This is a genomic window from Paenibacillus yonginensis (assembly GCF_001685395.1).
In the GTDB taxonomy this organism is placed as follows: domain Bacteria; phylum Bacillota; class Bacilli; order Paenibacillales; family Paenibacillaceae; genus Fontibacillus; species Fontibacillus yonginensis.
Genome location: NZ_CP014167.1, coordinates 2,635,869 through 2,648,809, shown reverse-complemented (window position 1 = coordinate 2,648,809; position 12,941 = coordinate 2,635,869). Strand labels below are relative to the sequence as shown.

Annotated in this window: 15 protein-coding genes; 9 read left to right on the top strand and 6 right to left on the bottom strand. The window is 51.5% G+C overall.

All coding sequences use genetic code 11. The features are described 5' to 3' along the window. Window positions 1-5 precede the first annotated feature (5 nt). Entirely contained in the window at window positions 6-146 is a 141-nt protein-coding gene (locus AWM70_RS23470) for a hypothetical protein (protein WP_169823434.1), read from the top strand. Here AWM70_RS23470 and AWM70_RS12115 read toward each other — a convergent pair. After that, complete coding sequence (locus AWM70_RS12115; RefSeq protein WP_068696717.1) at window positions 143-1,057, bottom strand: LysR family transcriptional regulator; 915 nt, start codon at window positions 1,055-1,057, stop codon at window positions 143-145. The genes AWM70_RS23470 and AWM70_RS12115 overlap by 4 nt on opposite strands. A gap of 219 nt (window positions 1,058-1,276) precedes the next feature. Beyond that, window positions 1,277-2,470 (bottom strand): transposase, encoded by a 1,194-nt coding sequence (locus tag AWM70_RS12110; RefSeq protein ID WP_016311143.1) that lies wholly within the window; start codon window positions 2,468-2,470, stop codon window positions 1,277-1,279. A gap of 176 nt (window positions 2,471-2,646) precedes the next feature. Between AWM70_RS12110 and AWM70_RS12105 the strand changes: the two genes are divergently transcribed. The 3 genes from AWM70_RS12105 (at window position 2,647) to AWM70_RS12095 (ending at window position 4,864) form a co-directional block, all read left to right on the top strand. Then, window positions 2,647-3,963 carry an amino acid permease gene (locus AWM70_RS12105; protein WP_068696715.1) on the top strand — a complete coding sequence of 439 codons (1,317 nt, stop codon included), beginning with the start codon at window positions 2,647-2,649 and terminating at the stop codon, window positions 3,961-3,963. 134 nt (window positions 3,964-4,097) lie between these two features. After that, window positions 4,098-4,520: a hemoblobin-interacting domain-containing protein gene (locus AWM70_RS12100; protein WP_083180264.1), complete on the top strand. Its 423-nt coding sequence runs from the start codon at window positions 4,098-4,100 to the stop codon at window positions 4,518-4,520. Next, the gene (locus AWM70_RS12095; protein WP_206093343.1) at window positions 4,511-4,864 is read left to right on the top strand and encodes a discoidin domain-containing protein; all 354 of its coding nucleotides are present in this window, start codon (window positions 4,511-4,513) and stop codon (window positions 4,862-4,864) included. Before AWM70_RS12100 ends, AWM70_RS12095 begins: the two co-directional genes overlap by 10 nt. A 406-nt stretch (window positions 4,865-5,270) precedes the next feature. On the opposite strand, the gene AWM70_RS12090 is transcribed toward AWM70_RS12095, so the two are convergent. Next, complete coding sequence (locus AWM70_RS12090; RefSeq protein ID WP_068696710.1) at window positions 5,271-6,191, bottom strand: aldo/keto reductase; 921 nt, start codon at window positions 6,189-6,191, stop codon at window positions 5,271-5,273. 312 nt (window positions 6,192-6,503) lie between these two features. On the opposite strand from AWM70_RS12090, the gene AWM70_RS12085 reads away from it, so the two are divergent. The 3 genes from AWM70_RS12085 to AWM70_RS12075 all read left to right on the top strand — a co-directional run bounded on the left by AWM70_RS12085 (window position 6,504) and on the right by AWM70_RS12075 (window position 9,619). After that, the gene (locus tag AWM70_RS12085) at window positions 6,504-6,794 is read left to right on the top strand and encodes a transposase (RefSeq protein ID WP_068693238.1); all 291 of its coding nucleotides are present in this window, start codon (window positions 6,504-6,506) and stop codon (window positions 6,792-6,794) included. Window positions 6,795-6,817: 23 nt separating this feature from the next. Continuing rightward, the gene (locus AWM70_RS12080; RefSeq protein WP_151208713.1) at window positions 6,818-7,678 is read left to right on the top strand and encodes an IS3 family transposase; all 861 of its coding nucleotides are present in this window, start codon (window positions 6,818-6,820) and stop codon (window positions 7,676-7,678) included. Between the two features lie 243 nt (window positions 7,679-7,921). Then, complete coding sequence (locus tag AWM70_RS12075; RefSeq protein ID WP_068696707.1) at window positions 7,922-9,619, top strand: methyl-accepting chemotaxis protein; 1,698 nt, start codon at window positions 7,922-7,924, stop codon at window positions 9,617-9,619. 61 nt (window positions 9,620-9,680) lie between these two features. Here AWM70_RS12075 and kduD read toward each other — a convergent pair whose 3' ends face one another. From kduD to kduI, 3 genes are read right to left on the bottom strand one after another with little or no spacing between them, the layout of a single operon-like run. Beyond that, window positions 9,681-10,433, bottom strand: coding sequence for a 2-dehydro-3-deoxy-D-gluconate 5-dehydrogenase KduD (gene kduD / locus AWM70_RS12070; RefSeq protein WP_068696705.1), 753 nt, complete (start codon window positions 10,431-10,433; stop codon window positions 9,681-9,683). Between the two features lie 46 nt (window positions 10,434-10,479). Continuing rightward, window positions 10,480-11,241 carry a DeoR/GlpR family DNA-binding transcription regulator gene (locus AWM70_RS12065; RefSeq protein WP_068696703.1) on the bottom strand — a complete coding sequence of 254 codons (762 nt, stop codon included), beginning with the start codon at window positions 11,239-11,241 and terminating at the stop codon, window positions 10,480-10,482. A 36-nt stretch (window positions 11,242-11,277) separates the two neighbouring features. Then, on the bottom strand, window positions 11,278-12,111 hold the full coding sequence (gene kduI, locus AWM70_RS12060; RefSeq protein ID WP_206093341.1) for a 5-dehydro-4-deoxy-D-glucuronate isomerase: 834 nt from the start codon (window positions 12,109-12,111) through the stop codon (window positions 11,278-11,280). Window positions 12,112-12,218: 107 nt separating this feature from the next. On the opposite strand from kduI, the gene AWM70_RS12055 reads away from it, so the two are divergent. Next, window positions 12,219-12,404, top strand: coding sequence for a hypothetical protein (locus AWM70_RS12055; protein WP_068696699.1), 186 nt, complete (start codon window positions 12,219-12,221; stop codon window positions 12,402-12,404). A 177-nt stretch (window positions 12,405-12,581) separates the two neighbouring features. Then, window positions 12,582-12,941 (top strand): sensor histidine kinase, encoded by a 360-nt coding sequence (locus tag AWM70_RS12050; protein ID WP_068696697.1) that lies wholly within the window; start codon window positions 12,582-12,584, stop codon window positions 12,939-12,941.

Genomic DNA, 12,941 nt, shown 5'->3' with positions numbered 1-12,941 from the left:
CCTATATGAACGATAAGAGACAAGCGGACAAACAGGAGCCGGAAGAAATTCCGGCTCCTGTTTGCCGTCCCGGCGGCAAATTCCAGGGTCTCCTAAACGGTTTCCGCCAAGTTCTCTTGCAGGTTCGGGTTGAGGTCGTACCCTAATCCAAATACGTTTCTTCTTCACGCCAAGCGGCGCCGTGCCGTTTGGCGATCCCGAGGAAGGCCTCCAGCGCCGGCGATTTCCATTTCTTCTTGTGAACCACCATTTGCGTAGACAGCCGCAGTGGGCGGTCATCCCATTTGAGCTTGACAAGCTTCCCCTCTGCCAGCTCTTGATGGACACTGATTTGGGGGAGCAGGGAGAGACCAAGCCCTGCCATCACGCATTGCTTGATCGCTTCAATACTCCAAAATTCCAGCTTCTGCTCCGGGAAGACGCCCTGGTTGTTCAACTGGCGTTCAAACAAGGTCCGGTAGGTGCAGCCCGGTTCCGTATAAAGCAGCGTTTCGTGCTTTAAGTCGGACGGTGCAACAAGCCCATGATCTGCCAGCGGATGGCCGGCAGGGGCGACCAGCGCCATCTGTTCCTGAACAAGGATTTCGAGCTCCAGATCTTTATTTTCCTCGGCAGGCTGGAGCAGAAACGCCAGATCAAGCTCGCCGTTCTGTACCATAGAGGTCATTTCCCAGCACAGGCCGGGTTTCAGCATAATTTTAACCTGAGGGAAGTTTTGCCTGTATTCGCGAATGATGCCGGGCAGCCGGAAAGCCGCCAACGATTCGGGAGACCCGATGGTTAAGGTGCCGCTGATTTCTTCCTGGGAGCGCAGCGCATCTTTGGCCAAAGTGTGCATTTTGGAAATTTCCTGCGCGTAAGGAAGCAGACGCCGTCCCGCGTCAGTCACTTTGATTTTTTTGCCGATCCGGTCAAACAGAGGGACCTCAAGCTCCGTCTCCAGCGCCTGAATCTGAGAAGTAATGCTGGACTGGGCGTAGCCGAGCTTAAGCGCTGCTTTGGTAAAGCTGCCCGCTTCCACTACGGTCAAAAAGGTAAGCAAATGCCGGGATTCCATTTTGGTTTCCTCCTTCACTCTTCTCTTATCGAAATTTCCGATGATTATTATTCGATATTTCCGTTTCTTCGATGGATCTATTATCTGAGTGTTTTGCATAATTCCGTTTCAGAGAAGAAGCGATAGCATATTCACTGTCGTTAAGGGGTAATTTTCGAAAATGGTATTATATGGATGAAGAAAAGGGCAGACTTGCAGAATTTTAGAACAGCTCGTTTTTTAAGCGGCAGCCCGTTTTGAATGATGAGAAACGGCGAGCGCAGATGCAAGCAGAACAATGGCATTCAAATACTGGTGAGTTGTGACTTTCTGAATGCCCCGGACATGTGCGGCGTCTGCCGTCAAATAGGTTTTCAATCGGGAGTTGCAGCGTTCTACGCTGGTTCGTTCATTGTAAAGTTCCTTCCAACGCTTTGTATCCCGATGAGGGATGCTGTATCGCCGGAGATCATCCTTCGCATTTACTTTGACGACCATTCCATAGTTTGAAGACGAGCAGGCAGCCATGCCAAGCGGACAGTCGACTTTACCCGTGGCATGCGGGCAGCGAAATTTATGCATATCGCCGTCAACTCCCCAGTATGTCATCGCATAACCCATGGAACAGCACGGTGTTCCGTTCGAGGTCATGCCAGCAGGCGGTTCCTTCTCCCCCCGAAGATTAAGGGGAATGATGGCTTGTGCCTTGACGTTGCGGGCGGCCTCATAAACTTTCATTTGGTCGTAGCCCGCATCGAGTATGAAAAATCGTGTGCTCGTCCTGGACGCTGTTTTCTCGATCAGGCCCGGCGCCATTTCTCCATCATTGACATGCGCCGGCGTTACTTCCAAGGCGATCGGCAATTCACTTTTCGTATCGACCGCCAGATGAATTTTGTAACCAAACCATGTGATTTTATTGCCGAAGGAATCAATTTTTGCGCCCCAGTTCGCATTACCCGTTTGCTCGCTTTTGCGTTTGGGCTGCTTTTTCTCGTAAGCGCGGAGAGCGGCGCTGTCTATGGCGACGTTACTGCCTTCTATGATACCTTCCTGCTGACAGCGTGTGACCAAATCCTCAAAAAGCCGTTTTGCCAAGTCCTTTCTCGTCAGTTCTGAGAAAACTCGGCTTAATGTGGATATGGAAGGAGCTTCTCGATCCAGCGGAAGACCACACTGATAACGAAACCGGAGATCCGTATCCAAACGCTTATGCAACCCTGAAAAGGTACTTATTCCTTCAAGCGGCGCAGCCAAGAGTGCTCGTAGAATACCTTGTCTGCAGTATCCCTCAGCGCCTCGGGGTGAACGGCTTCTCAGTTCCTTGGCATACGGTCTCAGATCGAGAGAGCTGAAGAAGATCGGCAATCTCTCCTTGGGTTGAATTTTTAAAAGTTCTTCGAAGGAAAACAGACATTCTTGGAGAATATACAAAGTGACTTCCTCCATCCTTGAGGTTTTTGGGTTTGGTCACTTGAAAACTTCTCCAAGTTGGGGTGAAGTCCCTTTTTTATGTCCGAAAATCCTTACGGCTCAAGGCCTCAGATTACTGCAAAACGCTCATCTGTTACGATATAGAAAAAGACAAGATGGAGTGTGTGCAAAGTTAGATGGAAAATTCAGGTTCACTTCAAAAAACAATCAAACTGCCGCAGGCGGCGGCTTTATATGCGGGCGCCGTCTTGGGATCGGGCGTCCTGATCGTACCCGGACTGGCAGCGGAGCTGTCGGGGCCAGCGTCCCTGCTCGCTTGGGGATTCATGACCCTGCTGGTGCTGCCGATGGCTTTATTAATGGGGCTTCTGTCAGCCAAATATCCGAATGCCGGCGGCGTATCCCATTTTGTAACGATGGCTTATGGCCCTAAGGCCGGGGCACTGGTCGGCTGGTTTTTCCTGATGTCGGTACCGATCGGCGCCCCTGTAGCAGCATTAACAGGAGCCGGTTATTTAACGGCGGCTATGGGGTGGGGCGAACCTGCCCGGGTTCTCAGCGCATCGCTTATGCTGCTGATCGGACTTTGGATTAATGTGACCGGCATGAAAGTGGCAGGAAGCATTCAAGTAGCCGTTGTCATTTCAATTGCGGCAGTTCTGGTTCTGGCGATTGCGGCCTCTCTGCCGTCGATGGAGCCGTCCCATTTTACCCCGTTTGCCCCGCATGGATGGATCAGCGTCGGCCAGTCTGCCGCGATGTTATTCTGGTGTTTCATCGGCTGGGAAGCGGTCTCGCATTTGTCGGAAGAATTTGTGGACCCTCAGCGCACCGCCGTAAAAGGCGTAATGATCGCGGCCATAGCCGTCGGCCTTCTTTATTTTCTGACCGCCTTGGCCACCGTAGGCACTCAAAGTTATCTGAAAGGCGGGTCTGACGTCTCCATGGTTTGGGCAATCAGCCGGCTGTTTGGGCATTGGGGCGGCGTTATCGCCGGACTTACAGGCGTATTTATTTGTACGGCTACCATTATTGCTTACGCAGGTGCGGCGTCCCGTCTGGCTTACGCTTTGTCTCGTCAGGGTGAAGCCCCCCGCTGGATGGGCCGCTTGTCCTTCAAATACAAGACTCCGGTAGGAGGTCTGTTATTTCTGGCTGTTTGTTTCGTGGGAGTCATGGTACTGTATGGCAGCGGGACCCTTTCCCTTACATTCCTGATTCAGCTGCCGAATGCCTCTTTTATCTTGACCTATCTGGGCGGCTGCGCGGCGGGCATCATTTTGTTAAAAGGCAGCAGGTGGGGCCCGGTTATGTCGTGGATTTCTTTCCTTTGTACGGCGGTCGTGTTTCCATTTGTAGGATGGGCGTTTCTGTACCCGCTGCTCATCGTTGTGCTGTTTTGGCTGGCGAAATGGCGTCAAAGCAGGAGAGCTTCTACACCGGGAAGGCTCCGCCAATCCGGAGAAGACAACCGGGAAGGGGAACTGGATTAAACGAACTGCCCGAATCACCCGAATCGCTCAATAATCAATAGAAGTGGCCAAGCTCCAGCAGCGTGCCCAGATAGGTCTTCGCCGCATGCTGCAGCTGCACGGCCTGCGTCTCCAGCTATCCGTCCAGCCCGCGGCTGACGGCTGTTACGACGGAGAACCAGGCTGGTCATGAGATCGAGCTCACCTTCCCGGACGATCCGGGCTGGCGCGAGGCAATAAGCGGCGTACGAATCAATGGAAACGCGGCGGCTATGGAGAAGGTGGCCATAGGTCAGGGCAGCATCAGGCCGGATCCTTTGCTGTTCCTGCCCCCAGGCAGCTATACGGTTTCCGTTTTGGCTGATGGATACGCAGGGAATGAGGTTTCCCAGCTGATCCTGTCAGCATCGCCTAACGTGGCGCTGGGCCAAACGGCATCCGCATTCTCGTCCGTTCAGGCTGCGGCCAAAGCAGTAGACGGCAATCCAAACACTCGCTGGGAATCCGAGTCTAAAGACCCGCAGTGGCCTTTCGGTAGATCTTGGCGGTTTTTTACCAAATTGACTCCGTGCTTTTGAACTGGGAAGGCGCCTACGGTAAAACTTATCAAGTGCAGGTCTCCCAAGCCGAGCAGCCGGGGGACGACGACTGGACTGATTGGTATACGGAAAATGCAGGGAATGGCGGTCAGGACCTGATTTTTGAGGAACCGGCTGAAGCCCGCTATGTACGTATATTAGGCACAGCTAGAGGCACGAAATACGGTTATTCTTTATGGGGAATGGAAGTGTACGGCACTCCTGCGGGGGATTCGGGTGAAACCGGAGAAGATGGTGACAATCCCGGCTCGGGAACAGCGGATCCCCTTGCCCCGCCTACCTTAACTGCAGATACCTATGACAATTATGCGGACCGTACCTAGACTTGAGCTTTACGGCAGTTACCTCCGGCGGGGAAGATGGCTCAGGCGGAAGCGGGGATGAAAGCCCGAATTTGGCTCTTCACCGCCCTGTGACGGCTTCCAGCTCCAACGCTGATTCTGATCCGAATGTGATCACTGATGGAGATCCTCAGACCAGGTGGGGAGCCAACTGGTCTTTAGGGGGCAGAGGCGGAATGGATCTATGTGGATCTCGTAAGCCTACAGGAGCTGCATCAGCTGGTGATGCATCCCTCTATAAGATCGAAATTTATTAACACGTTATATAAAAGGAAAAACAGCCCCGGGTCCATCGACTCGGGGCTGTTTGACTTCAAATCCGGCAACTGAACAGCTTGCCGCCAACGCGGACCGGATCTTGCAGTTTGTTAGGCTGTAAATCTATAACTTATGGCAGGATATTGCCGGCCGCTGTGTAGATTTCATACCACTCTTCACGAGTTAATACCACGTCTGCCGCTTTCACACAATCGTCCAGACGGTCGATGTTCATCGTACCGATGATCGGCTGCATTTGCGCAGGGTGACGGAGCAGCCAGGCAATTGCGATGGTCGTATTGCTCACGCTGTATTTAGCGGCGATTTCGTCGATTTTCTTGTTCAACTCAGGGAACTTGTCGCTGCCCAGAAACACGCCTTCGAAGAAGCCGTATTGGAACGGAGACCAAGGCTGAATGGTAATGTCATGCAGGCGGCAGTAATCCAGGATACTGCCGTCGCGGTCGATTGAGGAATCCACTTCCATGTTGACGTTAACGCCGTTGGAAATCATGTTGGCATTGGTGATGCTCAGCTGAAGCTGGTTCGCCACGATCGGCTGCTTCACGAATTTCTTCAGCAGCTCGATCTGCATCGGCTTCTGGTTCGATACGCCGAAATGACGGACTTTGCCCGCTTTCTCCAATTGTTCGAACGCTTCAGCAACTTCTTCCGGCTCTACCAAAGCATCCGGACGATGCAGCAGCAGTACGTCGAGGTAGTCGGTCTTCAGTCTCTTCAGAATGCCGTCTACCGAATTCAGGATATGCTCTTTGGAGAAGTCAAAGCTGATGCCGGGACGGATGCCGCATTTGGACTGCAGAATAATATTCTCGCGGACCGAAGGGCTCATATGTATAGCATCTGCAAAAATTTCTTCGCATTCACCTGCACCGTAAATGTCGGCGTGATCGAAGAAGTTGGCACCTAGGTCCAGTGCGGATTGCACGAAACGTTCGGCGCCGTTTTTATCCAGGGAATTGATGCGCATGCAGCCAACGGCTACAACAGGCACTTCAAGTGAGCTTGTTCCTAGTTTAATCGTTTTCATGTTTATCTCCCTCCATATTATACGTTTATTCTGGATGATTTGCGGGTCCAGGGCCAGCACATTCATGAACCTGACCTTAATAAGCTATCTAAAGATGTTCCCGAGGCACGGGAATACTTTGAAAACGATAACATTTTTAAGTAAATAAGAAACCTGCAAAACCCTTTTCTATTTTGACACGCCGAAGGAAGGGTTTCAAGCCCCCTAAATTTTTTAAATTGAATTTTACATTCTGGAGTGCTACGATAAAAATGCAGTCGAAAAACACCCTCGTATGAAATAAAATGAAAGCTAATGAGGGGATGAGCGAGAATGAATCGGTACGACAAAGCATTCAAAGAAGAAGCGGTAAGGTTAAGCGATGAGATCGGGCCCAAGAAAGCGGCCGAGCAGTTAGGCGTAGCCTACCACACCTTGCAGGACTGGAGGAAACGAAGAACCCTGCACGGTGATGGAGCGCATATCGGAAGTGGTCGCGCTTATGCATCTGCCAATAAGACTACGCGTGAAATCGAATTAGAAAGAGAAAACAGCGAGTTGCGTCGTGCGAATGAAATTCTCAAGGACGCACTTGGTTTTTTCGCAAAAGACCGGAAGCGCTAAAAGCATGCCAGCTCTATGGTTACATCCGTGAACGACGGGATCGATGGACCGTCAAAGAGATGTGCAAAGTACTTGCTGTCAGCGAATCAGGCTATTACCGCAGCTTGAAGCCCACACCCAAACGAGAGCGGCAAGAACGCCTTCTGGTCAAAATCAAAGAAATCATCGAAGAATATGAAGACAACAGCAATTACGGTGCCCAGCGGATTAGGCTGGCTCTAGCGCAAAAAGAGATCGTGACCAGCTACAGCACCGTCTATCGCATCATGAAGAAGCACGGTCTGCTGAAGAAAGTGAGGCGTCATCCAAACGGCATTACACGTGAGGATGCGGCAGCTCAAAAGAGCGAGAACCTGATCCAGAGAGACTTCAGCGCCTCAGCCCCCAACCAGAAGTGGCTATCGGATATCACAGAAGTGCCTTGTTTAGACGGTAAGCTGTATGTGTCCGCCGTATTGGACTGTTTCAATGGGGAGATCGTGGGTCTGGCCATGGATGACAACATGCGTAAGGAACTCTGCATCCAAGCTTTTGAGAATGCCTGCAGGGCCAGAAATGCTCGTGGAATGATTTATCACAGCGACCGAGGCAGCCAGTTCACGAGCCACGCATTCCGAGCGTGTCTGGCTAAACGAGATGTCGTTCAAAGCATGAGCGGCACAGGGCGCTGCTATGACAACGCAAGAATGGAAAGCTTCTTTGCTACGCTAAAGAAAGAAAAGCTATATAAGATCAAAACCGAGCAATACCCGATGGCCTATATGAAATCGATTATCTTCCGATACATCATGGTCTATTACAACAGACAGAGGGTTTACACCTCTAATCCAGGGGGATGGCCCCCAGCTATTTATCGCGAAAGAATGCTGTCACAGGCAGCTTAATCATGGGGTTCTCATGAGTGTGTTTTCAAACTGCACTTTTTTTGACAACTCCATTCCGTTGATGTTTGAGAACCTTATTTAACACATTTATCTGGCGTTGTATGTAACATTTATCACTGAAAAATTAGAAGATTTTGTTAGGATTAGTAACATACATAGTATAGATAAAAGGAAACTTCTCTAAATGGTTTAAGAGGAAAGTTATTTGAATCAGCCATAATATTGTAAAGGCGGAGCTATCCCATGTTCAGATCATTAACCGGAAAAATATTAGCTTTAATTACTGTAGTAGTAGCTGTGTGCACCGCCGCTTTCGCCGGAGTATCCTATTATGAACTTCAAAGGTCGGTCACTAACCAGATGGAGAATGACGGCGCTACGCTCATCACGAACATGAAGAGAGAAATCGTCACCCGGAACGTAACGGATTTGTCGGAACTGCAGCAAATCTTTAGAACCATCAAGGAGGAAAGCGATGGAAATTTGGTTTATATATCGCTTTCCGACCGGGAATCCAATCTGCTGGTTTCAGATGCTTCTAAGCTGAATGAGTCCGGATCCGAGGTGGATGCCCAATCAGCGGCTACGGCGGCCGGCGGTAATGCTGGTGGTAAGGGGGGGCAGCCAACGACGGCGGACGGAGGGAAGACCAATGGACGGATGTTGTCCATGCCGGACGGTGAGCGTGTTTACAACGTTTCTACCGATTTTATTTATAACGATAATTTATCGGGGGCGCTGAACATTGGATTGTCTTTGAAAGAGATGAATTCCCAGCTGCGACGTACCACTTGGGAAACGGTGCTGATTGCGCTGCTGGTCATGATCGGCTGTTTATTGGTAGGCGTCCTGCTGGCGAAACGGCTGGTTCGTCCTTTGTCCAAAATGTCCGGAGAAATCGCTCATTTTGCAGAAGGCGATTTCTCTTTTGAATTCCAATACAGCGGCCGGGACGAGATCGGCAGCATGTCGGCGGCGTTGTCCCGGATGCGCAGCACCCTCAGCTCGCTGGTCAGCAATATTCAGCATCATACCCACCAGGTGGCGGACAGCTCCCGGAAGCTGACTACAGTTATTAAGGAAACCTCCTGCGCGGCGGAAGGGATATCCGGTTCTGCGACAGAGCTTGCTGAAGGCGCCGGTGAACTGGCCCGGCATTCTGGAGAAGGTTTGGAGCGGCTGAACAGGCTGGCGGATGAAATCCGGCTGTTGTCCGGCAAAGCCGACGAAATGAAGGAGCGGATCGAAGAGACAAAAGGCGCCCACCAGACCGGTTTGGTCAGCATTCGTGAACTGAAGGAAGCCATTGACGACAATACGGAAATCAACTCCCGCATCGAAGCACAGGTTCTTGAGCTTGGCGGCAAGTCGGCTAATATTACAGAAATCGCTTCGGTGATTAAAGAGATTGCCGAACAAACCCGGCTGCTGGCATTAAACGCAATGATCGAAAGCGCGAGAGCCGGAGAGCAGGGCAGAGGTTTTGCCGTGGTAGCCGGGGAGATTCGCAAGCTGTCCGAACAAACGGCCAATTCGATCGGCCGGATTGAAGGGATTGTGAACGAAGTCAACGAGGCTGTTGCCCGTACTCAGTTCTTTATGGAGGAAGGCTCCCGGGCGATCAGCCGGACAGCCGCTGTTTCGGCGGATACGGGCGGCGCTTTCCAGGTAATTGCGCAGGCGGTGGGAGCCATCATTGGAGAGATTCAGGTTATCGTGGAAGGGATCAGCGTCGTGAACGGAGACAAAAACGAACTTGTATCGGCCATTCAGCAAATTTCGGCGATTGCCGAGCAAGCCAGTGCATCCACGCGGGAAATATCGGCGGCTACTCAGCAGCAGCTTGCCAGTATGGAAGATGTGGGCGGATCCGCAGTAGAACTTAAGGCGGTGGCAGATCGGCTGGAGGACATGATGAGCCGCTTCAAGCTGTCCAACTGACATTAATCCCCCTCTTTGCGGCGAAACCGCAAGGAGGGGGATTTTTAACTAAACCTTCCTTTTATCTGGCCATCCAGCCGCCATCCACGCACAGTACATGACCGTTTAGGTAATCGGAAGCGGAAGAAGCGAGGAATACGGCTGGGCCTTTCAAATCGTTCGGAGTGCCCCAGCGACCGGCGGGGATTCGTTCGGTAATCGAACGGGTTCGGGCTTCATCCTGCAGGATGGGCGAAGTATTGTTAGTCACCATATATCCCGGAGCGATGGCATTCACCTGGATACCTTTGCCGGCCCATTCATTGGCGAAAGCTTTGGTTAATCCAGCTACACCGTGTTTGCTGGCTGTATAGCCGGGGACATTAATGCCGCCCTGAAAGGACAGCATGGAAGCGATATTAATGATTTTGCCGGCTCCCTTGGCTATCATATGTTTACCGGCCAGCTGGCACAGCAGGAATACGGTCGTCAGATTCAAATCGAGCACCTCTTGCCAGTCTTCCCGGCTGTGCTCGGCAGCGGGAGTCCGGCGGATGATGCCGGCGTTGTTCACCAGAATGTCAATCCGCCCGTTGAATTCCATGGCTTGGGTAAATACGTTCTCCAGCAGATCAGCCTGGCTGAGGTCGGCGGAAATGCCGATTCCTTGTCTGCCGGCTTTCCGAATTCCCTCTAAGGTCGTCTCACAGCTGGACTGGGAGACGGCAACGATGTCTGCTCCGGCTTCGGCCAGACCTTGGGCAATGCCCTGTCCGAGCCCGCCGGAGGCACCGGTAACCAAAGCTGTTTTACCGCTAAGATCAAATAGATTCATAGTTATAAGCTCCTAATCATTAGACTTGTCAGAAGGGATGAGCCAGTCAGCTTTCGGCCTGTTCGATCCGAACCCCGGCATGATGAAAGGCTTCCGCGGTCTCGGCAGACAGTCCGGGATCGGTGATCAATGCGGTGATCTCGTTCAACCGGGCGAAGGTTCTTAAGGCGCTTTGCCCGAATTTAAAGTGATCCACGACGGCGTAGCATTCCCGTGCCGTTTCGATCAAAGCCCGTTTGAAATCGATCAGCTCCCCGGTGAAGACGGACAACCCGTATTCCGTATGCACGGCCGTCGAGGAGATAAAGGCCTTCTGAATATTCAGCTTTCTAATATAAGCCACCGCCTCAGGTCCTGCCAGCATATTGCGAACCCGGTATCCGCCGGGCACGACAAGCCGAACATTCTCTTTGGCGGCAAGCTCGCTGATAATGTGGACATCATTAGTGATGATCGTAACGGGAAGATCGTCCAGGCGCCGTGCAATTTCGAGCGTCGTGCTGCCCCCGTCCAAGGCGATCACATCGCCGGACTGAATCATCTGAAGCGCTTTGTCTGCGATTTTGCTCTTCTCGCCGGCATGCTTCACAAGCGGTTCCTTCACCGGAAGAATCCCGAACTGGTCGTTGTTGGCGAGCACCGCCCCGCCATGGACACGATGCAGAAGCCCCTGCTCCTCCAGCTTGCTTAAATCCTCCCGGATCGTTTTGCCGGTCACCTGCAGCAGGTCGCTTAGACGAGTGACTGTCACTTCCTGCTCGGTGAGCAGAAGCTCCATAATTTTTTCATATCGGCGCAAAGGGTTCATTTAGGTTCCAACTCTTCTCTATACGTGTATTTCCTGTTATTTTAGCTCGTTCATGTCCACTCCGTCCATATCTTCAAACACTTGATTTTCGCCAGCCATCCCCCAGATAAAAATATAATTGCTGGTTCCTACACCGCTGTGGATCGACCAGCTTGGGGAAATAACCGCCTGTTCGTTGCGCACGACGACATGCCGGGTTTCCCGGGGTTCACCCATTAGGTGGAAGACTACGCCGTCTTCCGGAAGATTGAAATATAGATAGACTTCGGAGCGGCGGTTATGAGTATGGGCCGGCATCGTGTTCCACATATTGCCTTTCTCAAGTTGAGTTAAGCCCATAACAAGCTGGCAGCTTTGGATGCCTTTCTCATGGATGTAACGGTAGATAGTCCGTTCGTTGGAATTGTCGATCGCGCCCAGATGGACATTAAAAGCGTCTGCCTGACCCGTCTTGGCAGTAGGATAAGGCTTATGGGCCGGAGTGGAATTCAAATAAAATTTGGCCGGAGACGAGGCATTCAGGCTGGCGAAGGATATTTGCTTGGCACCAAGGCCAATATACAGGCAGTCTTTGGACTCAAGCACATAATCGGTGCCGTCCACGCTGATTCTGCCTTGTCCGCCTAAGTTGATGATGCCGACTTCACGGCGCTCCAGAAAGGTATCCGCTCCAATTTCCTTCGGGTCGGCTTCCAGAGCGACTTCTTTCTGCACGGGGACAACCCCGCCTACAATGAAACGGTCCACATGGGAATAAACCAAAGTCAGCTTATCGGGAACAAACAAAGATTCAATGACAAATTCACGGCGCAGACGTTCCGTTTCAAACTGTTTGACTTCGTTGGGGTGGGAAGCATAACGAATTTCCATACGTATAATCTCCTTTTCAAACGCAAATTAAAGTTCATATGAGTACAACTTAAAACTTTTTCGTGCATAAATCAATATAATGAACTAAAATAAACATAAATAAACATTTGGAGGGGGGATTTGCGGCTGCCGCCCGGGCCGCCCTGCCGCCATCCCCAAAACGCTTGCATCACAGCGAAGAATTATGGGGCTGGCTGTTTGTCAGTCCGATGCTGCTCGGCGTGACGGTACTGGTGCTGCTGCCGATTGTCTGGATGATGATCACTTCGTTTAAGGTCCAATTCCCAAGCTGATGGGACGGTCATCGAATTCCCGTGGTATCCATTTTGGTTTATTTATAACGCGCTGACCGAAAATGCCGTGAAAGAGCAGGCAATTGCCAATTCGGCCAGTGAAATGAAGCTGGTGAGCGGTTCGATCACTATTTCAAGCAGTTTGCAACCCATACGGGCGGCGAACCCGATCCTTATTTGAAATTTACCGCGACAAGCCGGATTCTGCAGCAGCTGGACAGCCTGACGATGGTGGGCGAGCGAAGCTACATCAGCGTGATTTTAACGAATGGAACCGTATTTACGAATTATTCCGCGGATGAATACAATCAGGGAAAGTCCCGCCCTGGGCGGGAACGGCAATCGGGCATTGGTCTGCTAAACGTAGCCGAACGTCTCCGCATCCGGTTTGGCGAGCTGTTCCGCATGAATATCGAAAGCAGGCCGGCGGAAGGCATCACGATTCAAATGTCAATTTCAATTCGAAGGGAGCGGCTTTCCGGGGAGGAGGATTCGCCCGATACTCCCTCAAATCTTAATTCCAACAAGGCGGTGTAA